General features: G+C 68.3%; 17 protein-coding genes and 1 tRNA gene. 4 read left to right on the top strand and 14 right to left on the bottom strand.

Annotated features, from left to right (window positions below):
• Window positions 1–10: 10 nt before the first annotated feature.
• From O7546_RS04530 to amcA (O7546_RS04510), 5 genes are all read right to left on the bottom strand, one after another.
• Complete coding sequence (locus tag O7546_RS04530) at window positions 11–673, bottom strand: pentapeptide repeat-containing protein (protein WP_281600519.1); 663 nt, start codon at window positions 671–673, stop codon at window positions 11–13.
• Window positions 674–735: 62 nt separating this feature from the next.
• The gene (gene amcA, locus O7546_RS04525; protein ID WP_281600518.1) at window positions 736–918 is read right to left on the bottom strand and encodes a multiple cyclophane-containing RiPP AmcA; all 183 of its coding nucleotides are present in this window, start codon (window positions 916–918) and stop codon (window positions 736–738) included.
• A complete protein-coding gene (gene amcB, locus O7546_RS04520) occupies window positions 915–2,051 on the bottom strand; it encodes a cyclophane-forming radical SAM peptide maturase AmcB (RefSeq protein WP_281600517.1) in 1,137 nt (378 codons plus the stop codon). Before amcB ends, amcA (O7546_RS04525) begins: the two co-directional genes overlap by 4 nt.
• The gene (locus tag O7546_RS04515; protein ID WP_281600516.1) at window positions 2,048–2,395 is read right to left on the bottom strand and encodes a hypothetical protein; all 348 of its coding nucleotides are present in this window, start codon (window positions 2,393–2,395) and stop codon (window positions 2,048–2,050) included. The genes amcB and O7546_RS04515 overlap by 4 nt, the downstream gene beginning before the upstream one ends.
• On the bottom strand, window positions 2,392–2,556 hold the full coding sequence (gene amcA / locus O7546_RS04510; protein WP_281600515.1) for a multiple cyclophane-containing RiPP AmcA: 165 nt from the start codon (window positions 2,554–2,556) through the stop codon (window positions 2,392–2,394). The genes O7546_RS04515 and amcA (O7546_RS04510) overlap by 4 nt, the downstream gene beginning before the upstream one ends.
• Window positions 2,557–2,926: 370 nt before the next feature.
• On the opposite strand from amcA (O7546_RS04510), the gene O7546_RS04505 reads away from it, so the two are divergent.
• Window positions 2,927–4,153, top strand: a complete 1,227-nt coding sequence (locus O7546_RS04505; RefSeq protein ID WP_281600514.1) for a helix-turn-helix transcriptional regulator — start codon at window positions 2,927–2,929, stop codon at window positions 4,151–4,153.
• Between the two features lie 6 nt (window positions 4,154–4,159).
• On the opposite strand, the gene O7546_RS04500 is transcribed toward O7546_RS04505, so the two are convergent.
• The 6 genes from O7546_RS04500 to O7546_RS04475 form a co-directional block, all read right to left on the bottom strand.
• Window positions 4,160–4,840 (bottom strand): YdcF family protein, encoded by a 681-nt coding sequence (locus O7546_RS04500; RefSeq protein ID WP_281600513.1) that lies wholly within the window; start codon window positions 4,838–4,840, stop codon window positions 4,160–4,162.
• Between the two features lie 293 nt (window positions 4,841–5,133).
• Window positions 5,134–6,009 (bottom strand): HEPN/Toprim-associated domain-containing protein, encoded by an 876-nt coding sequence (locus O7546_RS04495; RefSeq protein WP_281600512.1) that lies wholly within the window; start codon window positions 6,007–6,009, stop codon window positions 5,134–5,136.
• A 507-nt stretch (window positions 6,010–6,516) separates the two neighbouring features.
• Window positions 6,517–7,476: a hypothetical protein gene (locus tag O7546_RS04490; RefSeq protein WP_281600511.1), complete on the bottom strand. Its 960-nt coding sequence runs from the start codon at window positions 7,474–7,476 to the stop codon at window positions 6,517–6,519.
• A gap of 155 nt (window positions 7,477–7,631) precedes the next feature.
• A complete protein-coding gene (locus O7546_RS04485; protein WP_281600510.1) occupies window positions 7,632–8,468 on the bottom strand; it encodes a hypothetical protein in 837 nt (278 codons plus the stop codon).
• A gap of 444 nt (window positions 8,469–8,912) precedes the next feature.
• Window positions 8,913–8,988, bottom strand: a tRNA-Lys gene (locus tag O7546_RS04480).
• 63 nt (window positions 8,989–9,051) lie between these two features.
• Window positions 9,052–12,120: a VWD domain-containing protein gene (locus O7546_RS04475; protein WP_281600509.1), complete on the bottom strand. Its 3,069-nt coding sequence runs from the start codon at window positions 12,118–12,120 to the stop codon at window positions 9,052–9,054.
• Window positions 12,121–12,197: 77 nt separating this feature from the next.
• On the opposite strand from O7546_RS04475, the gene O7546_RS04470 reads away from it, so the two are divergent.
• The 3 genes from O7546_RS04470 to O7546_RS04460 all read left to right on the top strand — a co-directional run bounded on the left by O7546_RS04470 (window position 12,198) and on the right by O7546_RS04460 (window position 15,039).
• The gene (locus tag O7546_RS04470) at window positions 12,198–12,932 is read left to right on the top strand and encodes a class I SAM-dependent methyltransferase (RefSeq protein ID WP_194799583.1); all 735 of its coding nucleotides are present in this window, start codon (window positions 12,198–12,200) and stop codon (window positions 12,930–12,932) included.
• On the top strand, window positions 12,922–13,431 hold the full coding sequence (locus O7546_RS04465) for an SRPBCC family protein (RefSeq protein WP_194799582.1): 510 nt from the start codon (window positions 12,922–12,924) through the stop codon (window positions 13,429–13,431). Before O7546_RS04470 ends, O7546_RS04465 begins: the two co-directional genes overlap by 11 nt.
• 516 nt (window positions 13,432–13,947) lie before the next feature.
• On the top strand, window positions 13,948–15,039 hold the full coding sequence (locus O7546_RS04460) for an IS630 family transposase (RefSeq protein ID WP_281600396.1): 1,092 nt from the start codon (window positions 13,948–13,950) through the stop codon (window positions 15,037–15,039).
• A 198-nt stretch (window positions 15,040–15,237) separates the two neighbouring features.
• On the opposite strand, the gene O7546_RS04455 is transcribed toward O7546_RS04460, so the two are convergent.
• The 3 genes from O7546_RS04455 to O7546_RS04445 all read right to left on the bottom strand — a co-directional run bounded on the left by O7546_RS04455 (window position 15,238) and on the right by O7546_RS04445 (window position 26,093).
• Entirely contained in the window at window positions 15,238–15,648 is a 411-nt protein-coding gene (locus O7546_RS04455) for a hypothetical protein (RefSeq protein WP_194799581.1), read from the bottom strand.
• Window positions 15,649–15,736: 88 nt separating this feature from the next.
• Window positions 15,737–22,540 carry a polymorphic toxin-type HINT domain-containing protein gene (locus O7546_RS04450; protein WP_228531616.1) on the bottom strand — a complete coding sequence of 2,268 codons (6,804 nt, stop codon included), beginning with the start codon at window positions 22,538–22,540 and terminating at the stop codon, window positions 15,737–15,739.
• 91 nt (window positions 22,541–22,631) lie between these two features.
• Window positions 22,632–26,093: a LamG-like jellyroll fold domain-containing protein gene (locus O7546_RS04445; protein ID WP_281601141.1), complete on the bottom strand. Its 3,462-nt coding sequence runs from the start codon at window positions 26,091–26,093 to the stop codon at window positions 22,632–22,634.
• Window positions 26,094–26,184: the final 91 nt, after the last annotated feature.

The following is a 26,184-nucleotide window of genomic DNA, read 5'->3' as shown; positions in this document are numbered from 1 at the left end:
CTCCTCGGATTCACTCGTTGCGCACGGTGAGGTCGAGGGCGGCGACGGTCAGCCGGGTGAGGTCAGGAAGTTGGTCTTCGTCGACAGTGACGCCGCGCAGGTTGTCCAGCGGCGTCTTGAGTTCGTGGAGGCGGCTGCCCCGAAGGTCGGTCCCGTCGAGCTGACAGGAGTCCAGTTCCAGACCGGCGAGGTCACATGACCGCAGCGCGATGCGGGGTAGCCGACAGGAAGACCACGCGCCGTTCGTGAGAGTGCACTCGGAGAAGGCGACCGAGCCGGCGGCGGCGACGCGGTGGAAGGTGGCGTAGTCAAAGCGGCAGCCGTCAAAAAGGACGTCCTTGAGGCGTACGTCGGTGAGTCTGGTGCCGGTGAACCGGGAGCCGGTGATCGCGCACCGTTCGATGGTGATGCCGGTTAGGGTCGCGCCGGAGAAGTCGGTGCGGATGATCTCGCAGCCGAAGAGGCTGCCCGCCTCCCAGGTGCTCTCACTCAGGTCCACGCCGGTGATCATGCTGCTGCGAACGCTGACGTCCTCAAGGTGCGAGCCGCGCCACGCCGCGCCGTTGACGAGTGCCTCGGTGAGCCGGTCGCCGAGGTCCGTCGTGGTGTCGAGGTCGTCCGGTTCGAGGTCCGGGAGCAGGATCTTCAGGTCGCCGATCGTGGTGGTGCGCATGTGTCCTCAACCTGTGTGGGCGCGGGGTGGGCACGCCACCCCGCGCGTCCCGTCGCGGAGGGCTACTTCTTCTTGTTCCAGTTGTCCCAGCCGGGTCGGCTGTCGAACTTACCCTTGTTGTCCCAGGTGGGGCGGTTGTCGAACTTCGCCGCGTCGATCGACGCTACCGACCGCTCCGGGTCGACGCCGAGGCGGGCGAGTTGCTCAGGTGCGGCGTTGACGAGGACCGCGAGAGCGTTGGTCATGGGGCTTCTCCTTGCGGGGTGAGGTGATCCGCGGCGGCGCGGACGAGGGCCTGTCGGGTGGTTCGGCAGTAGGTGGTCTCGCGGGCGGTGAACGTCGCGTGCTCGAAGTAGCGGTTGCCGGCCTGGGCGCCCCGGCAGAAGTCGTAGAAGGCGCAGTGGTCGGCGCAGTCGTTGAGGGCCACGACGAACTCGGCGACATAGTCCAGGTCGCCGGCGCGGGCGAGCATGGCGGTGATCGGCTGGTGGAGGACGTTGCCGGCGATGAAGTCGCCGTATCGCGGCTCGGTGATGCCGAGGAGCTCCGGTGACAGCAGCACGACCTGCCCATCCCAGGAGACGGTCGGGATCGGCTCATACGGCGCGTGGTCGACGCGGCCAGCGCGGGTGGCGGCGAGGTAGTCGGCCAGCCGGTCCACGTCGCGGATCCGCAGCGGGCTGCCGCCGACGCGACGTGCGATGAGGTGCTGCCAGAACCGGTACGCGGCATCCTCCGCCACCGGCGCCCGGTCGGCGCCCTCCTGCTCCTCGATGTTGAAGCCCACCGACTCGCAGCCGGGCAGGCCGGTGAAGAAGTCGACGAGGGCGTCCGCGTGGTCGATGGTTTCCGGGGTGACCACACAGATAACCGAGTACCTCAGCCCCGCTTCGGCCAGGGTCTGCATGCCGCGCAGGGTTCGGGCGTCCGTTCGGTTGCCGGCCCGGTCGAGGCGGTTCCGGTTCAACGCGCCCGGTCCGTCGATGCTGACCCCGACCTCGAACCCATAATCGGTGAACAGCTCGCACCACTGTCGATTGATCAGCGTCGCGTTCGTCTGGATCTCGTGACGCACCATCCCCGCGCGCCGCAGCTCCTCGAACGGGGCCAGCAGGCCCCGGAACAGCCCGATGGGTGTGGCTGTGGGTTCACCCCCGTGCCACACGACGCTCACGGGATGACCGCTGTTCTGCTGGGCGATCGACTCGGCACAGGCCCGCGCGACCGCGGCGCTCATCAGGCGGAGGGATCTCCGGTCGGGCAAGTAGCAGTAGGTGCAGTCGAGGTTGCAGAAGGTCGTTGGCTGCACGACCAGGGTGTGGAAGCTGCCGGCGATCGCCGGCTGGTCGGTGGCGTTGATGAGGCCGATGCCGTTCACGAGGAGCCCTGTTCGGTGCTGCCGGCCGTGGTGGTGCTGACGCGGTAGGCGTGGGTGTGGCGGGCGGGCCAGCCGAGGAACCGGTCGAACATGTCGGCGGCGCTGCCCGTCACGCTCGGGCTGAGCCGGTGCAGGTCGTCGATCGCGTCGTGCAGGCAGCCGGCCAGGTAGAGGAACAGGCTCACCGGCACTCCTCGGTACTCGGCCAGGAGCGCGAGCTTCGCCGCGCCGCAGGGCCACGGCTGCCCGCACCGGCGGCACAACCACAGCGGGCGCATCGGCAAGTGTTCCACCTCGGCTGGCGCGAGCCGGTTCGCTGCGAGACGGCGTTGCGGCCCGGTCACCGGCGACCGCCCTCGCGGGCCTGCTGCTCGAACAGCCGACGCCACACGAAGGTGAGCAGCGGCGGGTCAGCGGGCCACACCTGCCCCGCCGAGGCCATCCACCTCGGCTCGGGGCGCCGGGACTGGCCGGACATGGCGTTACGCGAGACGTACACCGTCATGCCGCCACCCCCACCAGCGCCGATGAGCGGCGGGCTCGCCGGGGGAATGGCGAGCCCGCCGCCGCACCACGGCGGCTGGGAGCAGACCGCCGATCACCCACCCGCGCAGCCCTCATGGCGGTACGCAGGCGGGGAAAGCGCCGAGACAGTTCGCTCCTGGACAGGCCGAGCCAGCGGCCCAAGCCGTGGTGTGGTGCGCCGCTCATCGATCCCTCCATCTGCAGCTCCCTGTCAGTCATCCCTGACACCGGCATCGACACGCGCCGGTGATCCGGGGTGAACTGAACGTAGGGGCGGCCGGTACGGAGGACCGGGAAAATCCGTACCGGGTCCGGCGGCCTTCAGCGGGCAGGGTGATGGTGTGCGAGGGATGACGGACGACATGACGATCGGCCAGCGCGTCGCCTTCTACCGGCGTCGGCGAGGGCTCTCCCAGGAGGTGCTGGCCGGTCTGGTCGGCAAGACGCAGGAGTGGTTACGCAAGGTCGAGACGAACCGGGCCGACCTGGACCGGCTGTCGGTCATACGCGCGATCGCCAAGGCCCTCGACGTGTCCCTCGGCGACCTGATCGGCGCCCCGAGCCTGTTCGAGTGGTCGGACGACTCCGGACGCGAGACCATCCCCGCCTTGCGGGCCGCGCTTCACGACTATCGTCACCTCGCGCCGGCGCTTGCCAGCACGGGAGACGTCGAGGCACCTGCCCTCCGCGAGATCGAGAACGACGTAGCCGAGATCTGGACCGCCTACCAGCACTCCCGTTATGGCACCCTTGCCCGCCGGCTGCCCTACCTCATCCACGACTGTCTCACCGCCACTGAGGCGTACGACGGAGACGACGGCCAGCGCGCGCACGCGATGACCGCCTACGCGCACCAGCTCGCCGCGTTGTTCCTCACCAAACTCGGCGAAGGTGACCTCGCGTGGACCGCCGCCAGCCGAGGGCTGGCGGCCGCTAACGCCAGCCACGATCACGTCGTCATCGGCTCACTTAGCCGCTCCGCCGCGCACTCGCTGGCGTCCATCGGTGAGTACGCCCAAGCCCGCGGCCTCGCCGCCACGGCGGCGCGGTTCCTGGAACCCCGGCTCGTCAGGCCGACTCCGCAGCTGCTGTCGGTCTACGGCAGCCTGCACCTCGTCTGCGCCCTGGCCGCCGCCCGAGACGACGACCGCGCCTCGGCCGACACCCACATCGCCGAAGCCGATGCCGCCGCACAGCGGCTCGGCGCCGACGGCAACCACGTGTGGACCGCGTTCGGGCCGACCAACGTGTCGATCCACAAGACGACCGTGGCGATGGAACTCGGCGACGTGCAACGCGCCATCGCCATCGGCACCCCACTCGACACCAGCACCGTGCCCGTCGAACGGCAGGTTCGCCACGCCATCGAAACCGCCCGAGCCCTTGCCCGGTGGAACCGCATCGACGACGCGCTCGCCGCACTCCTGGACGCCGAGGTCATCGGCCCCGACCAGGTGCGCTACCACCGGCTCTCCCGCGACCTCGTCCGGGACATCCTCACCCGCCCCCGGCCACCTCGACTGGCCGTCGAACTCAGCGACCGGATGGGCGTCCGGTCGGGCGGGCCACGCTGGTGACTGGGCTCAAATCAGCCGGCTCGTGTAGCCAGCCGCTACCAGGCGCTCGAAGGCCGCCCGCACCTCGTCCGGCATCTCCTGTGGGATCGCGAACCCGCGCTCGGCGTACACCTCGATCCGCTGCGTGTCGCCGACCAGCATGTCCACCACCCGCCGCGGGTCGCCGATGCTGCGCACATAGTCGTCCAGGTCGAGTGGGTTCGACGCGCACACCACATCGACCTCCGGCCACATCAACCTGCAGGTGGCGTAGGCCCGACGCTGCTGGTACGGCCGCGACATGATCAGCACCGACTTCACCGGAATCTGGTGTTCGGCCAGGAGCTGACGCGAGTACTCCAGGTTGTGAGCGGTGTTCGTGGCACGCGGCTCCACGAGAATCGCTTCCCGGGGTACGCCCTGCTCGATGGCGTACTCGCGGTAGTGCACCGCCTCTCCACGCGGGAACCTTTCGACAGTGGTCGGGGCGTTCGCACCGGTAAAAACGATCCATGGGAACAGGCCCGCTTGAAACAGCCGCGTTGCGATCACCGCAACGCCGAGGTCATGGCTCCCCAACCCGATGCCCACGTCGCAAGGACGCAGCTCGTGACGCATGTCGTGGTAGCGCCATAATGTCTCGACGTCAGCCCGGACCTCGTCCGGGAGCACGCGAGCCGGCACCGCCGCCTGCCGGTCCATCAGCATCCGCCGGGTAGGGCCAGCGTTGAAGTTTGGTTCAAGCCCCGATTCCTCATGGCGTCAGCGTAGGGCAGGCCGGGGCCGATCCAGATCAGCTACAGCTCCTCTGTCCACCGCAGGACATCCAAGCAGGGCCGACACCATCAGCGCCATCAGCAGCCGCTCCCTACGTCGGCGCCAGCTCGCGTACCTGTACCACAACGCCATCTCGCCGGCCTCGCGGACGGCCGCACCGAGCCGGAATCTTCGGCAAATCAGAATGCTGATCGAGGACTTGCGGGCGGTGGGCTACCATTGACTCAGGTTAGGCCGGGAATCGGGGTCGGGAGAAGCTTCGATATTCTTAGAAGGACCTCTATGCTGTCCCGAAGGCTGTGGTCGGACAGAGCATTGTGCGGGTTCTCTGGGTGATGAATCATGTTACGGACGGCACTGGGCAGTGTCATCATCTGGTGGGTCACCGTGCCGTCCTGATTCATCCGCGAGTAGGGCGTCGATCGAGGGATCCCTCGCTCGACGAGCCAGTTATCGAACCCCTTCACGGACGTCTGGCCGGCGTAATCCTGCAGGCGCCCAACCATCATCGTGTGGTTGATGATGAGAGTCTGTCGATCAATATCAGTTAGGTCGTCGAGAGATACCCATCCACTGTCGATAAAGTCTTGATGGTGCCACCTTAGCGGAAGTGGGCGATTGTCAACACGATTGGCGAGCACTCGAAGGGTGAGCGCGAAGTCGAGGCCCAGAATGAAGTCTTCAAGCATCGCCTCGCTCGAATCCCACGCAGCGAGCAGATTCGCCACGAATGCCCGGAAGTCCCAAACATAGGGTGCAAGATCTGCCGGCGTGAGCGATGCAAAGTCCACACCAGTAAGAGCGACTTGAAAGTCCTCGAAGGAGAGGCGCAAGTCCGCAGTCCGGTTCCAGCGCGCCACGGCCATGTTGAACTTCGTCTTGGCTTCTTGCTGCGAATAGCCGAGGTGGCAAAGTCGGAAGTAGGCCTCGTCCAGGGTTGTCTGGAACCCCGGTTTCGTCTCGACGACATCGTCAGCGTATAGGTACTCGACGTCGGTAAGACTCCCTGGAGGGAAGAGCCAGTGGTGGTTATTCCAATATCGGTTCTGACCCCAGTCAATAGTGATGCCATTCAGCGATAGCGTGATCGGAGTACCCATGGTCAAATTATCGCATCGCTTCTCGATCTCGTCACCGCCTCGGGGGATGCCGGTTGGGCATCGGAGCGGCGGGCGCCCAGCACGGCATCCTATTGAGCAGATAGGGCAGGGGTCTGAACCTTGTCCACGTGAAGCGGACCCGGAAAGCCCGGGATGCGCCAGTTGGCGGCGTCTGTGTAGAGGGCAGGAAGCTGGTAAGAATGGCCTCTCAGGGGCTCGCACGCAACCTACCTGGCCTGTCTCCCCTCATCGGCCACGTCCGGATCGCTCGGGCGTTCCATGCCCTGGGTTCCTGCGGGGACGTCCGACCGGATTGGACATAGGACAGGTGTATCACCGAGGTGAGGCATCCCGGTCAGCCCGCCGCTGCCATGCACTCGATAGTTGGCCGCACTGTCGAACCCTGCCTAGAGAGCACGACGCCGCGCAAGCAGGGCGTGGGGCCAGCGGCGCTGAGGGAACCCGAAGCTGGAGCCCCAAGGTGCTGCCACGCTTGCATCCGACGCTCTAGGCTGGCCTGCCCCGTACCACTGTGACGGAATTTCCCTCCACGAAGATCATATCTGCCATATTCGAAGGGGTGCCCGTGTCAGCGTTGAGCCCCCCGCGGAAATTCCCATTGACTGTGCGGAAACTAGCGTTTTCAGCGATCACATACCCGTACCTAGCTATATTGGCTCCGTATACTCCATCGCGACCGCGCGGATATCCAACATATTTGACCTCGTTGTAGCTGGGATCAAGCATTTTAATGAAAGCTTTCTCTGCGTCCGCAAGTACCGCTCGTTCGTCGACGGGAGGCGCGCTCGCAAGTATTAGATCATCCTCGCCTAGGAACCGAATATGTAGAACGTTAATCTTGAACATGAATAGATAAATTTCGTCTGCAACCCGCGCACCCGGCAAGCGCTGCGGCTCGTTTGAAAGAATCTCCATGCGTTTCTTGTGCCCTTTGGCAATGAGCCGGTCGAAGGTGTCTCCATCCTTGGCAATTCCGACATAGAGAAGATCGTACGCCGCGGCATCAGCGAACCTATCGAGCCCAGTTATCCCCGGACGAGCATGCGAGCGATCCCAAACCAACTTCTCCGTGGTGAACCACTCAAGGACCTCCGAGTCCGGCCCATGAGGTTCACCATCCCAAAAGCGGACATGCTTCTCTCCGGCGTCCAGGTAGACGCTGTCGAGATTGACACCCTCAAGGCCTGGCAAGTCCCGAATCCTAATGGTCACGCCATCTTCGAAGTCGCCGATCACCAGATCGAAGCGGAGCGTCCAGTCGTCCTCGTTCGGAACTAGATTGCGGAATTTTGCCTCTTTGCGGGCTCCGATCATGTAGAAGTTGCTTGTCCTTAGAAGGGCCTCAACTTCTGGGTCCCTTTGAAGCCAGCTGGCCTCCTGGCTGGAGATGGGAGGATAGACGGTTGACAGGGCCGTATATTTCATACGCTCACTGGGCAGATTCACTCGCTGATTATAGACCTAATCTGCATCAACACTCAGTGATCAAATGCCTCACTTAAGGTTTGACCTTTGGAGCACTCTTCTCGGCAGAAGCGGATACTCTATGCGGTCGCTCGCTCCTCAGCGAGCCAGACCCATGGCAGCTCCTACCTATTCGCTTACTGCGGTCCGGTTACCTTCGAATCGTCGGGAGTCGCTCCGGCTGGAGGAGGCAGGTCGATCAGCCGGTGACGTGCGTTGCCCACCGCCGGGACCCTCCACACCTGCTCGTGCGGCCGATGGTGGTGCAGCAGGTCGACGGTGGCGATCGCGATCGGCGCCCGCAACGGCCGGCTCACCAGATCAGCGACCAGGTTGGCCTCCCGGGTCGCATCCCGAGCGATGACCAGCACTACGCCGACCGGCAAGACCGGGTCGATGCGCCGATAGCCAGCCAGAACAGCACCGAGTCCGGCAGTTGACCGCTCTCGTTCGGCGATGACCTCACCAACCGGGCCGGGATCTACGTGCACCAGGAACCGCAGACACCGGCCGTCCTGTAGCCACACGCCGTACCCGTCAGCACGCAGATACGCCAGGCCCCGCTCCCGCAGCCACACCGACGTGTCCAAAGTCGTCAGCCACTGGAACAGCCGACACCGGGCGGGATCCTGGCGTGACACCGCGAGCAGCGGCAGGAACAGCAGGTAGTGCGCCGTACCCCAGTCCCGCTGACCCAGACGCAACGGCACCGGCCGCCCCGACAAGACGAGATCACGATCCAGCAGCTCGGTCCCCTCCCCGGTGATCCTGTACCACCAGGCGTGCGCCCGGTCCTCCGCCGACCGTTCCCGGCCCACCAAGCCCATGGTGTGCAACCAGGTGAGGTCCCGGTGCGCGGTCAAACGCGGCACCCCCGCTACCACCGCGATGTCGCTCGTGGTGGCCCAGCCGTGCAATGCCAGGAACGACAGGATCCGCCACCGCCGAGGCGACAGCTCACGATCACCGGCCACCCATCGATGATCCCCCACCCCGTCGACGTCCCACCATCCCGGCGATCCAGCACTGCGGTGACGCCCCGAGGGAACTCCCGCACCCTCAAAACGGGGTTTGTGAGACGTTTTCCATGATCACTGTTCACCAAATCAGCCGAAGAGTTGACGACGGAAGCCGCAGAACCGGCATACCGCGTTCCGCCAAGATCGCCGGACCCCGGCTCCGATCCCATCCGGGAACCGCCCACCGAACCGATCCGGAACCACCGACAGCCGCAACCCCCGCCGCCCGACCATCCCGCGCCGCAGCCACCGACCGGCGTCCCGGAGCACCCCGCCGCGTCCCACCGACGCCACCCCGGTCCACCGGCACCCGAGCACCCACCGAGCCACCACCACCCACGCCCGGACATGAAAAAGGCCCCGACCCGGTGTGAAACACCAGGTCAGAGCCTTGATCGTTGGTGCGCCGCCAGGGACTCGAACCCCGAACCCGCGGATTAAGAGTCCGCTGCTCTGCCAGTTGAGCTAGCGGCGCTCGCTGACAACGGGACGAGACGTTAGCACGCCCGCCGGCCACCCCCGAAATCCAGGGTCGGCCTCACCGCACCGCCAGCGTGACCTGCCCGGTCGCGGCCCCCGACGGGTCCACCACCAGGGTGTACGCCCCGGACGCCGACAACACGGTCGGCCCGAGTTCACCGGCCCCGTTGATCACGCAGCCGCTGCCGACGGTGCTGCCGTCGGGCGCGCGCAGCGCCAGCACGCCGCACTGGTCCGGCAGGTCGGAGGCGGTCGCACTCACCGTCACGGACGTGCCGGCCGCAGCGGTGAACCGGTAGCCGATGATCGTGCCGGGCCGGTCCACGACGGCGACGACAGGTGGCCCGCCGAGCGCGATCATCGCCTCCCGGTCCCGGCTGGTGACCAGCCGCAGCGTGGCCGTGCCGGTGCCGCGTTCGGTGGGGTCGACCACCACGGTGTACGTCCCGTCGGCGGGCAGCAGCGTGCCGTCGATCTCACCGGCGCCGTTGATCACGCAGCCGCTGCGCAGTAGCCGCCCCTCGGCGTCCCGTAGCTCCAGCGGGGAGCACTGGTCGGTGAGGCTGCTCGCGGGCGCCTCCACGTAGACACGTTCCCCCGCGCGCCCGCTGAACCGGTAACGCGCCCGCGCGCCGGGTTGTGCGACTGTCGCGGTGACCGCCGGGCCGTCCGGTTGCAGCGTCCCGTCGCTGTCCTGGGCCGCGTACACCCGCACGGCGGCGCGGCCGGTGTCGTCTGGCGCGGCGGTGACCCGCAGCGCGTACGTGCCGGTGGCGGTGAGGTCGACGCGGTCGACGTACCCGGCGCCCTTGATGTTGCAGCCGCTGGCGATCTCCCGTCCGCCCGGTTCGGTGAGCACGTACGGCGAGCAGCGGTCGCCGATTCCCGGCGCGGTGGCGTCGACGAAGACGGCGTCCCCGGCGCGGGCGGCGAACGTCAGCGGCTCCCCGCCGGGGGTGAGCGTGGCGGTGGCGACGGGTACGGCGGTGATCGGGGTGGCGGCCGGCGGGGCGATCCGTTCGGTGCTCGCGCCGGCCACGGCGAACTCGGGTCGGCCGCTGACCGCGACGTCGAAGACGCATTCCGCGAGCTGGGCGGGCGCGGTCACGCCGGCCCAGCGGCAGACCTGTTCGGCCGTCGCGCGCCGGGCCGGGTCGAGGTCGCCGACGGTGATCTCCCGTTCCGGGAACGCGCGGTCGGTGAAGGTACCGGTGTCCTGCCCGTCGTCGTAGTGCAGCAGCGAGCGGTCCCTGGTGATCCGCCAGCTGTCCGCGTACGCGGGATAGAGCTTCGCGAACGGCACCGGCTGGGCCAGCGCCGCCCCGGAGGCGGGCGCGATGTCGTCGGCCGGGTCGCCGTCGAAGTCGCCGAGCAGTCCGCGTACCTTTCCGGCCCTGGTCTCGGCGAGCCGGACCAGCACGCGGTAGCCGTAGCGGCCGATCTGGTCCACCGCCGCCGCGGACCCGTCCGGCCACGTCACGTCGTACCCGTCGGCGGGGCCGGTGTCCGACGGGCGGCGGGTGAGGGTGCCGCCGCCGGCCAGGTCGGTGCGGTCCGGCAGCGCGGCCGGCGGTGCGCCGTCGACGCGCACCTGGGTGCCGCCGTCGGTGAGGGCGAGCGCGACGCGGTGCGCGCCGATCCGGAACGCGACGGCCGAGTTGACCGAGGCGGTACGCGTGCCGGACATCGGGGTCTGCCGGACCTGCACCTCCAGCGGGTCGCCGCCGGTGGACGCGACCAGCGTGAACTCGCCGACGGCCTGGAAGTCGTAGGCGACCCGGTCGAACGTGACCAGGTGCGGGTCGCCGTTGCTGCCGCCGCAGTCGGCGCCGTCCTCGCAGAGCTTCACCGGTCCCTTCGGCGGCGGTGTCTTCTTGGCCGGCTTCTTGCACTCGTCGAGGTTCTTCGGCAGCGTCTTCCCGTCGTACTCGGTGCGCGGCGGCAGCCCCTTCGCCGCCCGGTAGCGGTTCTCCGCGAGCGTCGCCTTCACCTCGGCGGTACGGATGCCGGTGCCGCCGCACTCGCCCTGCGGCACCGCGTTGCGGGAGATGTCGTCGGCGTGGTTCAGCTCGTGGTACAGCGCGGCGCAGGGGTCGCGGGCCACCCCGTCGCCGTACGGGTCGGTGGAGGTCGGGTTCCACGTGACGGTCGAGGAGCCCTTGCCGTCGGCGCTGTCCGGCGTCTCGAACGCGCCGGAGCCACCAGTGGTCGGGATGATCCGCACCCGGGGACTCTTCTTGTCGCGCAGCCGGGGCAGCAGGCCGGACGGGTCGCCGCCGGGTAGCGCGAACCCGGCCAGGCAGCCGTCGACAGCCGCCTGGAAGTCGACGCCGCTGACCGGCACCCCGGCGGTCGGGTCGACGCCGTAGTCGGCCCGCGCCGGCCGGGCACCACCGCCGACGTACGCGCCGACGGCCACCAGCAGCACCAGGGCCACGGCGGCGGCTGTCGGCCGGCGTCGTCGGCGTACCAGCAGCAGCACGACCAGCGCGACGACGAGCGGCGCTAGTGCTCCCCCGCCGACGAGCCAGAGCCAGCGCCGTCCGGTCCCGCCGTCGTCGGACACGGTGAACGTGGCGGTCCGCAGCGCAGTCGCGCCCGCGCACGGGTTCGTCGCGCCGGTGACCGGCAGCGTCACGTAGCCGGCGGTCACCTCGTACCGGCCGGGTGCGCCGACCGGCCAGAGCGTGTCCAGCCCACCGCCGTCCGGGGTGGCGGCCACCGAGCGGAGCACGACCTCGCCGTCGCGCAGCCGTACCCCGGTCAATCCCACGGCAGCGGTCGCTCCCGGCTCCACAGTGGTGAGCCCGGCGGTGGTGGCGGCGCCGATCCCGTCCTCGAAGAAGCTGCGGGCCAGCGTCGGCTCGACGTCGCGCCCGTCCCGGCGTACCCCCGTGATCTGCACGGTGCCGACGGGCCCGGTGGCGAGCGCGCACGCCGACCCGGTGGTGTTCGTGACGGTGAGATCGAGGCGGACCTGGTCCCCGGCGCGGTAGTCGGCCTGGCCGGGCCGCAGGGCCAGGCCGAGGCCGCCGTCGGCGGGCGCCGCGGCGCCGCTCGCCGCCCCGGTCGCCAGAGCGGTCACGAGTACGCCGAGCGCCGCCACCAGCCGCAGGGTCCACCTCATGGTGCGGACTGTAGAAGCGGGTGGGCCGGATTCCGCGCGGTCTGTCGGGGACCGGTCGGAGCCGTATCCTGCTGGTGATGAATGTCTTCGGTACGGTCGCCGACCTGTACGAGCGCGCCCGGCCCGGATATCCCCCGGAGATCGCCGAGTCGATAGTCGCCTACCACGGCGGCGCACCGGCCTCAGTCGTCGAGGTCGGCGCGGGCACCGGCAAGGGCACCGAGGTGCTGGCCCGCCTCGGCGCGCCACTGACCTGCGTGGAGCCCGACGCACTGATGGCGGCCCGGCTGGCCGAGCGGTTCCCGGAAGCGCGCATCGAGGCCACGACGTTCGAGCGGTGGTCGCCGCCCACCGGCGGGGTGGACGTGCTCGCCTGCGCGATGGCCTGGCACTGGCTGGACCCGGCCACCCGCAACGCCCTGGCCCGGCGCGCCCTGGCACCCGGCGGCACGCTCGCCGTCTTCGGGCACCGCTACGACTACGCCGACGCCGACCAGCAGGCCGCCGTCCGGGCCGCACTGCGATCCGTCGACCCCACCGTCCGGAAGCGGCCCGTCGACTGGTTCCATCGGGACATCCTCGACAGCGGGCAGTTCGACGACGTACGCCGCGAGGTGTTCCGGCGGGAGCTGCCGCTGGACAAGGAGCGGTACCTGGCGCTGATGCGCACGTTCGGGCCGTACCTGTCCCGCACACCGGAGCAGCAACGACGTGGGATCGCCGCCCTCGACCGGCTGGTCGACGACTTCGGCGGCACGGTCGTGCTCGACCTGCGGACCACGCTGGTGCTGGGGCGGGCCGATGCTGGGTGACCGGTGGGGTGTCTCCGACGACGAGACACGTCGCCGGTATCCGTGCGACGACGTCGTTCCCGCGCCCAACCTGCGGGCCTGGCGCGGGGTGAGCGTGGACGCGCCACCTTCCGCCGTGTGGCGGTGGGTCGCCCAGATCCGGCTCGCGCCGTACTCGTACGACTGGATCGACAACCTCGGCCGCCGCTCACCGCAACGGTTGGTGGACCTTCCCGAGCCGGTGGTGGGCGAGGCGTTCACGACTGCCGGCGGACGGCGTCGGGGCCGGATCCTCGCGGTCGAGCCGGGACACCACCTCACCGGCGAGATCATGGGCGCGGTTCTGTCGTACGTCCTGGTGCCCGACGCTGGGAACACCACCCGCCTGCTGCTCAAGGTGGTGATGCGGACGAACCCGGTGATCGCCCTCGGCGGATGCCTCGGCGACCTGGTGATGGCCCGCCGGCAGTTGCTGAACCTCAAGCGGCTCGCCGAGTCCGGCGACGGGTCGGCTCGCTGACCGTCGTGGCTAGCCTTTGAATCCGTTGACGACCGGCAAGGGTTCCCACCTACGTTACGCCGATGGCCGGGGTGGTGTTGGCCGCGGCAGTGTCGCATCGTCGATGGGCTTTCGCTCAGCCACGCGATAGAGCTCATTGATTGGCTGCGGTTTCGTCCGTAGCCGCGACGGCGACGCGGGCGCGGTTAGCCGCGCTGATTACGCGGGCACGGCGGCGACCGAGGACGTCTACTCGGTCGCCGCCTGGTGTGCTGGTGGATGGATCTGTGCGGCCGGCGGCCCGATGAGGCGATCTACGGCTGGCGATGCGGCGGATGCGGCATATGACGGTAATGTCGATCTGGGCTAGGGCTTCAAGGCGGCGTCGGTCGCCTGCCCTGGCATGGCCTTCAGCCAGCCAGTTGCCCTGACTGCCAGCTAGTGCCCCGTCTTTGAACGTTGATCGTGTAATCCATCGGTTCTGAGGACGGATCGGGCAGGCTGTCTCCCAGCACTCGTCAGGGGAGGTGGTGGCCGGTGGGTAGACGGCCGGAGGTGTTCGTCCGGCAGGTGTCGATGGCCGAGGGTCAACGGTTGCAGCGGATCACCCGCACGGCGAAGGACCCGGTGAAGCTGCGTAGGGCGATCGTGGTGCTGATGTCCGCCCAGGGCCAGCCGGCCCCGGACATCGCCCACCTGCTCAAAGCCAGCGAGGACTACGTGCGGGACGTGATCCACGCGTTCAACGAGCGGGGGTTCGACGCGCTGGACCCAAAATGGAACGGGGGCGCACCGAGACGGATCGATGAGCAGACCCGTGACTGGATCTGCGTCATCGCCCGGTGCGACCCCCGGTTCCTCGGCCGACCGTTCTCGTGCTGGTCCCTGGCCAAGCTGCGCGACTACCTGATCGACGCCGGCTACGTGGCGACGATCAGCGCCGAGACCATTCGGCGGATCCTGCACGAGCGTGGCGTGTCGTGGCAGGCAACCAAGACGTGGAAGGCCAGCAACGACCCCGACTTCACGTCGAAGATGCGCCGGATCCTGGACCTCTACGACCATCCACCGGCCGACGGTCGGGTGTTGTGTGTGGACGAGTTCGGGCCGCTGAGCCTGCAACCCCGTCCCGGCCGGGCCTGGCGCCCTCAGGGTCAGCCCGTTCGGCTGCGGGCCACCTACACCCGCGACCAGGGTGTGCGGCACATGATCGCCGCCTTGGACCTGGCCACCGGGAGGCTGCACTACCGCATCCGTGACCGGAAACGGTGGCGCGAGTTCCTGAGCTTCCTCAAGACCCTGCGCCGCCGCTGGCCCGACCAAAAGCTGTATCTGATCTGCGATAACTTCTCCCCGCACAAGCACCCCGAGGTCCGCGCCTGGTGCGCCGCCAACCAGGTCGACCTGGTATTCCTACCGACCTACGCCTCCTGGCTGAACTGGATCGAAGACGAGTTCGCCGCCGTGCGCTACTTCGCCCTCAACGGCACAGACCACCGCAGCCACGCCGAGCAGGACGCCGCCATCGGCGACTACATCCGATGGCGCAACCAACGCGCCAGACCGAAATCCGCATTCGCCGCCGGCTCCAAGATCCGCCACCCGGATTACCCGTTCAAGGCTGCATGACGGGGCACTAGTAGTGTGCCCGCGTCTGACCGTGCTGCTGCGCCACCGCCGGGCCGACTGCCCATTCGGGGAGCACCGTATTCATCTGCACGCCGCTGAGCGTCCGACAGCAACCGGGGCGCGCGACTCCGCACTTCTGCACGAAGTACGGAGCCGGCACGCCCCGAAAACTGTCCGACTACGCGCTGAGTCGCAACATCACTGCCGCCCGGCCAGGATTACCGAAACCCCTCCAACTGGCTCATTGATGTCATCCGGAGAGCTGGTAAATAGTTCAACTCCGGTAGACGAGATTGCGTACGACGAGTCGCCGTCGAACTCAACCGGGATATCACCCTGAGCCAGCTCATCAAGCACAGCCCCGAGGGGCCTTCCGGTTAATTGGATTCCACCAAGCAACACCGCCGTTTCGCCTCCAATCTCTATGAAGACGAGGCGGTCCGACTCGTCGTAGGACAGCATGACCATTCCATCTTCATAGATGTCGGTCACCCCCGAGCCCGGCACTCGCTCGAAAGCCTTGTAGCTTCCGAGCCGCTCGCGGTGACTGGAACGACTCTCCCCGAACCGGGCACGATCAAGGCCGATCCCAGGCAGGACTTCCAACACTCTTGAACCCTCCGGCATGGTCGAACCCCCCTTCGTTCTCCTGCGCTGCGATCAGCATATTACCCGCGACCACACCACACTGAAGGCATTAACACGGACTGAGACATATCGGCAAGTTGCTAATCATCTCATGTATGGCGTCATCATACTTGGAGCCAAACTTGCTCTGAATATCGTCGACGTCCATCTTTATCGCCCCGGCCCAATCCCCAGCGTCAACCAACGCTTTCTGTCGTGCCCGGTAATGCTTCGCTGCAGTACCCGATCCCCAGCTTGCAGTCCGATAGTGGTCCGCAGTGTCCATCTGAATCGCGGGACCTCTGGCCGTGGATAGCGGGCTGATGCTATTTGCAGGCATGTGATTACGTTCGATGCCAGACCCTCGCGGCGCATTCAGGTCCCCATGCGGTCCGCCCCGATATGGACCACCAGCGACCGCACACGCGGCATTGTTAACGTTGTGAACAAGGACCGGCGTGACGCCGGCTACCACGTAATACGTGTGGATGTCGTCGATCGTGAGGTTGTGGACCTGCGCCGGTTCCGTCCACTGCCGGGTCGCGCTGATCTGCACATGGGTACCGGCCGAGGTATGTAGCCACTGACCGGCCCGCAGATCGGCGGCGTCGACCCACTCGTCCAAGCCGGGTACCCAGAATGGGTGGTTGTCGGTGGCAACCACGCGCGCCGTGGCATCGCCGCTGTCACCGTCGGGATCGATGGTGACCTCGACCAGGTTCTTGCTGCCCTGACCGATGATGGTCGCCACCACCGGCTTGATCGTCGTCTTGCCGGTCACCGGATCGGTCACCAACACCATGTCGCCGGTCTTGACGTCCTCGATCGGCTTGCGCGACCCGTCGGCCATCACCACCAACGTGCCGGGCACGAAGCTGTTCTTGCAGTTGATGAATGCCTTGGCGTTGTCGACCAGGTCGATGAGCAGGCCCTTGACCCGGCTGGTCAGGTTGGCGAGTTTCTTCCACTTCCATGGAGCGCCGTATCTGACGGCCAGCTTGCCCAGGGCACCGCCGATCGCCGCGCCCGCGACGTTGACTGCCGTGGCCAGGCAGCCGCCCATGTCGCCCTTGAGGAAGCAGTCCAGGGCATCGGTGATGCCCAACTCGTCCATCAGGATCTTCGCCAGGGCCTTGGCGGCGTTGAGCATCTTCGCCTTGGCCGCGGCGATCCGCCGCTGCCTTTCCTTCTCCGCCGCCGCCCGCGCGGCCGCGGCCCGCTCCTCCGCTGATGCCCGCGGGTTGTTGTGGACGTTGATCGTGGGCTCGTCCGGGTCGTACGCCCCCGAGCAACCACCGCACCCGTCGTTGTGGCCCTTGACCTTGTGGTAGTTGCCGTACATGTCCTCGTAGTCGGCGCCCGGACCGCAGGCGTCGTCGGAACAGGCCTTGAGGCCGTCCGGGTCGGAGAACGAGATCGGGTTGTTGTTGGCGTACGCGTACCCGTTCATCTGCTGCGGGTCGTTGACGTCGATGATCGGGTCGACCGAGATGAACCGGCCGGTGATCGTGTCGTACTCCCGCGCGCCGATGTTGACCAGGCCTGTCGTGGAATCGATGTTCCCGTTGACGAAGCCCTTCTCCGTCGGCCACTGACCGGGCGAGGCACCCCGGTTCTCGCCGTACGGGGTCATCCGCCGGTGCGTGACAGCGCCACTCTGGTCCACCACTGCCTGGCCGGTGCCGTGGTGGTCGTTCGCGACGTACCGGAGGCCGTCCACCTTGCGGACCAGGCTCGCCCCGCCCGGAAGCGAGTAGTACCGGGTGGCGTCGGTGGACCGGGTCTGGTGGTTCAGCCGGATCTCCATGCCCGGCAGGTAGAGCGTGGTCGAGGCCGGCTCCTTGCGGAGCATCCGGGAGCCGTCGACGTCATAGAGGAAGCTGGTCTTCTTGCCGGCTTCGGTGACCGACTCGAGGTTGCCCTCGGCGTCCCAGACCAGGGTCTGGTCCTCGCCGGTCCTCGTCCGCTTCTTCGTGTTGCCGGCCGCGTCGTACTCGTACGAGTACAGCCGGTCGCCCTGCGGAGTCTTCTCCGTCATCTGGCTCAGCGTGTGCGGCTGCGCCTGGCCCGCGGCGGGATAGGTGTAGCTGCGCTCGATGAGCGGAGTGCCGTTGGTCCCGTACTGGACCTCGGTCTTGCGGTTGCCCGTGACGTCGAAGGTGTAGGCGTGGTGGTAGGGGGCCACGCCGCCCACCCCGGTGACCGAGGGCCCGCCGGCGCACGGGTCGGTCGCGGTGCTCGCCGACGTCCAGGCCCGCTCCATCCGGCGCAGGTAGTCGTACGTGAAGCACTGCGTGTCCTGCGTCCCGGACGGGTTGTTGGCGATCCGCAGGATGTTGCCGGACTGGTCGTAGGTGTAGCGGGCGTCGATGTCCACGACCGGGGCCGACTCGCGGTCCAGCCGTTGCCGGGTGAGCCGCTTGGAGCCCTGCTCGTACTCGTAGGTCGACCAGACCTTCCGGGTGCCCACCCGGGCCTCGGTCTGCAGGACCTCGCCGGTGCCGGCGTACTCGACGTCGGTCAGGTAAGGGGCGTCACCGGTCGCCGCGGTCAGTCGCTCAAGATCGTCGTAGGTGTAGGCGACAGTCTCGAACGGCAGCCCACCGCCGTCCGACATGCTCACCGACTGGACGCTGCCGTCCCGGTTGTACTCCGTGCCGAAGGTGTAGAAGCCGGCCAGTTCGGCACCGGCGTGCTCGGGCACGGAGTAGTAGGTGGCGTGCGGCCGGTAGAACTCGTCGTAGATCGAGAAGTACGTGGCGTACTCGTGCCCGTCGATCCAGCGGCTCGTCGAGGAGAGTTCGCCCAGCATCTCCAGGTCGTACGTCCAGCTGCTCAGCAGCTCGCCGGTGTCGGCGGCCCCCTTGTAGACGGCGATCTTGCGGCCGATCTCGTCGTACTTGGTGCTGATCGTCTGCTGGAGAACGTTCGTGGTGCTGGTGAGCCGGTCCAGGTCGTCGTAGCCGAACGTCGACGCGCCGGAGTCCGGGTCGGTCGACTTCGTCTTGCGGCCCAGCTGGTCGTACTCGTGGGTCCAGACGTTGCCCGCCGGGTCCTTGACCGTCTTCAACTGGCCGGCGTGCGTGTAGGTGTACTCGGTCTTGTCGAAGTCGCCCGTCGGCCCGCTGCCCTTGTACTGCCGCAGTTCGGTGGTCTTCCCGAGGGCGTTCGTGATCGAGGTCGTCGGGGTGCCGCCGGCCGGCGGATCGACCGAAACCCGGTCGCCGCCGTAGGTGGTCGTGGTGCGCCACTTCTCGTTGCCCGCGACCGCGAAGATCTCCGCCGTGACCCGGTCCGCGCCGTCGTAGACGTACAGCGTCTGGCCGTTGACGTCACCGTTGACGGCCGGGTAGATCACGTCGGTGGGCGTGCCCGCGACCGTGTACGTCGCGTACGTCTTCGCCATCTGGCCGGTGCCGGTGTAGAAGGTGTCGGCGACCGTACGGGTGCCGTCCGGGCCCTCCGACTGCACCTGGCGGGGCCGCAGCAGACCGTCGTGCAGCTTGTACTCGACGCTGTAGGAGCCGTCGTTCTGCCGCCGCTCGGTCTTGATGGCGACCGGCTTGTCGGTGCGGACCAGGTAGCTGTAGCGGATGCTCGGCTCCAGCCCGCTGGCGCCCGTCCGGTCCGGCATCCAGACCTTCGCCAACCGGCCCAGGGCGTCGTACTCCAGGACGCTCTTGAGGCCGTTCTGGTCCACCTGGCCGATCGGCACACCCCACGCCGGGGCGTAGTCGGTGGTGGTGACGAACTGCAGCGGGTTGGTCTCCTTGACCTTGGTGGTCAGGCCGTTGGTGTCCGTGTACACGGTCTTCGTGACCCGGCCCAGCGCGTCGACGGCGGTCAAGGGCCGGCCGTACGCGTCGAACGTGCCCTCCGACGCGCGGATGTAGGTGGCCGTCGTGCCGTTGTGGCTCTTCAGCCGCTCGGTCCGGGTCGGGTTGCCCAGCGTCGGCGCGACGCCGAACGCCTTGCCGTCGTAGAGCGTCCGGGTGTCGGAGATGACCTGCTTGCTGCGATCGGGGGTGGCCGAGCACGCCACCGACACCGACTCGACCCGCGACACCAGGCTGTACAGGTGGGCGGCCGCGTTGTCGGCGTACGTGGTCCGGCTGCAGGCCTCGTCGCCGGTGACCGCCACGTCACCCTCGTTCTCGGTCTCGGTCACCCGTCCGAAGCTGGTCTCGAAGGACGAGGTCTGCTTCGTCTCCCGCCACCCTCCGGCGGCCAGGGCGACCAGGCTCCGGGCGGTGGTGGTGTTGATGAACCAGGCCTTCTTGCTGCCCCAGCTGTGGGTCTCCGTCGCGGTGTTGTGCCGCCACGGGACGGCGATGCTCTTGCTGACCGCGTCGGCGCCGTCGTAGACCACGCTCTCCAGCTGGTGGCCGGAGAACTCGTTGTGGTCGGTGTGGCTCCCGCCGGTGGAGTCGGCGACGCTGACGGTACGAGTGCCGCCGTCCGGATCCTTGTCGCCGTGCATCCCTCGCAGGTAGCGGTACTCCGTCTTGGTCGTCTGGACCTGGCCGTCGCCGGCCGTGACGATCACGCGGCCGTAACCGCGCCAGTCGCTCCAGGTCAGGTCCTTCGGGTCGGAGATGCCGTCCGGGTCGGCGTGCCGCCAGGCCGCGCCGTCCAGGTACTGGTAGCGGGTCACCATGTCCGGCGCCCCGCCGGTGCGGTCGGTCTCGACGACCTGCTCGACCACGTACTTGTGGAACCAGTCGGTGATCGGGTCGCCGCTGCCGAGCGGGTTCCACTTCACCGGATAGCAGCGCCTGGTGCTGTTGCCCGGTGTGGGCAGCGTGCTCTTGGTGCAGTCCGGGCTGGCGTAGTTGACGTCGATCTGACCACCGGCGTCGGTCCACACGGTCGCCAGCCGGAAACGGACCAGCGGGGCGATGTTGTCGCCGTCGCGGTCGATCCGGTTGGGCAGTTGCAGACCGCCCAGTTCGACCGACGGCATGGCGATGTCGGCACCCGGCCCGTAGAGGCCGGTGTGGGTGATCTTGTGGAGCCAGAGGGTCCGCGAGCCGTCACCGTTGTCGGTGAGCAGGTGGTCGAGCTTCCAGTTGTCCACCGGCGTCCAGCCGGTGCCCTCGCGGATCTCGGTGGTGATGCCGGTCAGCCGGGCCCGGGTCCAGAACGTCGGGGTGATCTGGTCGAGCTTGCACTTGGTGTCCTTGGCGCAGTTCCGGTCGAACGGCACATCCGGCCAGTAGGGCGCGGTGGTGTTGTTCAGATCCTGCGGGTCGCAGTCGACGTTGCCGGACGGCAGGCACCGTTCCTTGGTCTCGAAGCGCACCCGGGCGGGGGCGTTGGTCGTGTAGACGGCCTCGTGCCGCTGGCCGTAGTCGACCCGCTTGAGCCAGCCGCCCCGGACGTACGGAACACCGTTGACGTCGGTCTTCTTGCCCCGGGCGTAGTAGTTGATCTCCTTCTCGTAGAAGTACGAGGTGACGTTGCCGTAGCGGTCCTTGACGTAGTCGAGGCTCCAACGCCACGCCTGGTCGCAGTACGCCGACGTGAACGTCGCGTTGTAGCAGGGCTCGCCCGAGTCGTCGCCGTAGATCGGCACGGTCCAGGCCGAGCCGGTCTCCTCCTTGCCGGAGGTCCAGCCGGGAAGCCGGTTCAGGCCGAAGTGGTACTGGGTGCCGTCGGTGGTGGTGACCCGCCAGTACTCGCCGTCGTTGTCACCGTTCACCGCGCCGGTGAGCCGCTCGACCTTCGAGCCGTCGTCGGTCCCGAACCGCCAGGTGTCACCGGTCTTGACCAGTTCCGTCGACTTGCCGTTGAGCAGGATGGTCGCGTTGTCGTACGCCCAGCACTGGTCGGCGTACTGGTCGTGCCCGTCGTCCGAGCAGGGCTTGTACCGGCGCTCGATGTGCCCGGGCTCGTAGTTGAAGCCCTCACCGATCCACGAACCCTGGTTGTTTGTCGTCGCGGTCCGGCCGTCGACCGACTGCGACGAGTAGGCAAGCGCGATCGGCGGCGCGCCGCCGCCCGGCACCGGCGGGCTCCGCAGCGGGTAGCTCCAGGAGAAGCCACCCGTGGAGGGGGCCACCGACCACTTCGACGACGGCGACAGCTTCGTCGCGCCGTAGTCGCCCTGCGAGGAGGAGTCGGTGGCGGTCATGGCGAAGAGCGCCCCGGTGCCCGCCTCGGCGGAGAGCGTCTCGGCGGCGCTGTCGTTCGTCGTCGGCAGCGGAACCGGGGCACACTGGGCCTTCTCCGGCGTGGTCAGCGCGCACTCGGGCAGGCGGACCAGCCGCAGCCGGGCGCCGAAGTCGCCACCGAACGCACCGGCGACCCCGCCGTAGCCGAGGTCGAGACGGACGTTCCCGGCAGCGGCCTGACCGTCGGCCCGGTTGAGCCGGACGATCGGGCCGTCGACCTTGGCCTTCTCCGAGGCCTTCCGGTCGAGCACCTCGATGCGTACCTTGCCGGGAGCGGAGGCCGGACCGGCCGAGTCCGCCGCGGCGGCCGCGGCGGCGGGCGCGGCCGACACCGCGACCGGCAGGCCGCCGATCTTGGCGCTGGCCGCCGGGGCCTTCCCGGCGGTGGACCGGGCCGACGCGGGCGCCGGCACGGTGATGTCCGCGGCGCCGGCGGCGGGCCAGGTGACCTTCGCCGGGGCGGTGGAGGCGGCAGCCACCGCCGGGTTGGCCGCCTTCGGTTTGGCCGGCAGCGGGTCGCGCTTGGGCAGGACCTTCGACGCGTCCGAGGTCGACGGACGGTTCGGCTTCGCCTCGGCCGAGGCGGGTGGGGTCGCGATCTGGATGAAGCCGGCGGCCATGACACCGGCCATCGCCCAGGAAACCGGTCGTACGGTGTGGCGGACGAACCCGCCGGACCGGACCAGGAGTCGGGAGAACATCACCCCTCCAGGGGTTGGGGGAGAATAACGGGGAAAGGTCTCGCGTGCCGGTGGGCCCGCCCGGGAGCGGGCGGACCCACCGCCTGTCACGTCAGGGCGAGAGTTGTTCGCGGACCTGGACGTTGAGCTTCTCGATCAGGACCTTGTCGGCCACGCCGTCGTAGACCCGGACGTCGTCGACGGCGCCGGACAGGTGCTCCTTGAAGGCGCCGTCGAGCCAGGCGCGGCCCAGCTGCACCCCACCGGTGGCGACGAACGGCGACACCAGCTGGATCGCCTCGGTGAAGGACCCGTTGACGTACAGGGCCATTTCGCGGGCGTAGCCGTTGTAGACGAGGGTCAGGTGGTCACCCTTGCCGACGAGCTTCGGCGCCTCATCCGTGGCCTTCGTGGTCCACTCCGGCGCCACCGTGTCGGTGCTCGCCATCGCCAGTTCCCACTGCCCGGCGTTGTTGCAGCGCACCACGACCGAACTGCCGTTGGTGCCCTTCTGCGAGAAGACGGTCATCGGGGTACCGGCACAGTTGCTGGTCAGCTTGACCCGGGCGCTGATCGAGAAACTGCCCGCCATGTCCGCGTTGGTCGACGTGCTGGCGTAGCTGTCCGCGTTGCCGGTCAGCGCGAGGTGACCACCGCCGAGCAGGGACAGGACCGGGTGCTTGAAGACCGTCGCACCGCTGCCCAGAGTGAGTCCCGCGCCACCGCGCTCCTCGGGACTGACCTTGTTGGTCTCCGCGTTCAACCGCCAGTACGCCTTGCGGCTCGGCGCCGTCTTCTGCAGGCCGGTGACCTCGTCGGCGATGATCAGCCGGTCGAAGACGGAGACGTCCGCCATCGCCCCTTCCCAGTTGTCGGCGTAACCGCTCTTGGTCAGCACACGGCCGATCTGGAGCGGACCGCGCGCCTTGGTCAGCGATCTGCGCTGGGCGATGCGCGGGGCGTTGTTCCCGACCTGGAGCGACATCTCCTTCTTCGGCCCGTCGAAGATGGCCGTCACGTACGTCCAACCCGTCGTGGCCGCCGCACCGTCGACCTGCCAGCGGCCCAGTGAGTTGACGTCGTTGACCGGCATCCGGAAGAACCAGGATCCGCCCTCGACGCCCAGCGCGAACCCGGGCTCACCGGTACCGTCCTGGCTGACCGCGACCTGCCGCCGGCCGGCATCGTCGACCTTGAACCAGCCGGTGACGGCGAAGCTCGCCGACGTGTCGGTCAGGACCGGCTTGCTGGTCGTGAGGTGGGCGTCGGCCGTCCCGTCGAACCGGGCCGCCGTGTCGGACGTCCCGCCCGGACCCTCGACCCCGAACGTGACGCCACTTCCCGCCGTCGCGTCGTTGTCACCGAGCCCGTCGCCGGCGCCGTCCTCGCCCGCGACCTCGCCGAGCGACCACTGGGCGGTCGGCGGTCGCTTGCCCACCCGGAACGTGCACGAGGCGATGCTGCTCGACCGACCGGCCCGGTCGACGGCCTGGACGTTGATCGTCCGCGGGCCCTCCTTGTCCGGGTACCAGTTCGGCAGGGTGACCGGTCCGCCGTCGGTCGTGGGCCGAAGCACGTTCACGCCCGGCGCCGGGTTGGTGTTGAAGCCGTACCGGTACTCCACCACGTCCGTGGCGGCGGAGTCGAAGACGAAGTTGCCTGGCACACCGATCGAACCCAGCCACTCGTCGCTCTCGATGCAGTTCGACGCGCTCGCCGTCCCGTTGTCGGCCGCGTCCTGCGGCAGGTACACCGCGGAGTCGACGTCGGGCGCGCTGGGGCTGGTCTTGTCGTAGAGGAACTGACAGACGTTGCGCGAGCCCTCACTGCTCCACGGACCCCAGCTGGTGTTGTCGCTGGCCCGTACCTCCCAGGAGATGGGGACGTTCTGCGCGATGTCACTCGGGACCGTGTACGAGAAGACCGATCCGCTGGCCTTCAGCGGAGTGGTGTACGAGCGCGTCTGCAACGCCCCGCCGGCCGGCGTCCAGGTCACCTTGAACTCGGCCTTGATCTGCTCGGTGTGGGCCGAGGAGTGGTCCGGGTCCCGCAGCACCGCGTTCAGCCGCGGCGGCACGTCCACGTAGGGGGCGCCGGAACCGTACACACACTGCCCGCCGGGAGACATGGTGAGTTCGTTGAGGTTGGCGATCACCGGCGCACGGTTGTAGCGGACCGAGAGGACGCCGTTGTCGCAGAACCGCTTGGTGTGCGTCGAGTCGCTCTCGCTGACCGACCGCAGGCCGAGGGTCACGTTGCTCCAGCCCTTGGTCACCGCCTGCTGCACCGCGGCCTTCGCGTTCCACTCCGTGTTCTGGTTGGTGGAGGTACAGGTGGCCTGCGTCTTGGTCGGTGAGCTGGTGGCGAGGTGCGTCGCTCCGGACCAGCCCGAGCCGCCGGGCTGGTTGCTCCAGTTGGTGGAGGAGGTGATCCCGGCCGGCATCAGGTAGAGCGCCGCCGCCCGGGCGGTCGAGTTGTAGACGTGTTGCAGGGTGACCCGGAAGGTGGCCTCCAGGATCGTCTTGCCCGAGTACGGCGTGGCGAGCCGGTAGAACAGGCGCTTGACCTTCGAGTTGTTGCAGGAGCTGGGGCAGAGGCCGATGCGTTCGTGCCGCTTGCCGTCGAACTTCCAGTACTCCTCGTTGGGGTAGCCGCTGTCCACCATCGCCCAGGCGCTGTTGGTGCTGCTCTGCCAGACCGGGTCGATGTACAGCGGGAACGAGGCCTCCGGATCGGTGAGCATGGACCGGTCCGGGGTGAGGGTGAGGGTGTTGTCCGAGTAGTCGAGGCCGACCGGAGCCACCTCCGACGTGTCGCCCGGCCCCTCGGCCGAGGCCGCGCCCGGGTCGGTGGACGAGGTGTCCAGCGACCGCGCCGCGGCCGCATCGCCCCCCTCCTGGCTTCCGCTGTCCCACATGGTCGGCGCATCCGCCTCCAGGACCGGGTTGCCGGTGACCGGGTCCAGGGCGACCACACCACCCTCGGCCGTCTCCTCGATGGTCAGGCCCACCGCGGCGACGCCGAGCCGGAGGTTCTGAAGTTCCGGCAGATCGGCCGCCTCCGGCGTCTTGACCACCAGTACGTGCGAGAAGCCCTCGACGGTGACGTTCGCGACCAGGTCGACATCCTGGAACACGTTCGGGTAGGTCGCCTTGCTCTCCTCGACCACGGGAGCGGGAAGCGGCCCGTGCGGCCAGGTCAGAGTCATGCTCTTCTGGTCCCGGGTGACCACTATCAGCGGCGCGGTGCCGCCCTGGGAGAGCTGCATGCCGAGCAGGGCGGCGGCCGGGCCGTAGGAGCCGTCGGGCTGAACCACCAGGGTGGAGTCGGCGGGCACCCAGGCGTCTCCCTGGGTGACCCGCACCGGCTGGGTGTGGCCGTTGGCGATGAGCGTGCCATCCGGCTGCGCGAAGACGTCGCGGTACTCCGTGCGGTGCGCCAGCACCTCGACCGGCTGGTTGAGCGCCCTGGCGGCCACCAGCGCCTCGGCCTCGGTGTCCCGGACGAGGTCCTCGGAGGCCGCGGCGGTACGCGGCGCCGGCTCCGGGGGCTGGACGAACACCGCTGTGGACATCAGGCCGGCGAGGCCGAGCGTGAGCCCGAGCGTGAACGCCCGGCCCCGTTTTCTCGTACGACGGGCCACCCTCTGGTCCTCCCCCGCTGGA

The sequence above is a fragment of the Micromonospora sp. WMMA1976 genome (assembly GCF_027497335.1).
Taxonomy (GTDB): Bacteria; Actinomycetota; Actinomycetes; order Mycobacteriales; family Micromonosporaceae; genus Micromonospora; species Micromonospora aurantiaca.
Note: the sequence above shows the minus strand (reverse complement) of the source record. Positions and strands in the feature narration are given on the sequence as shown.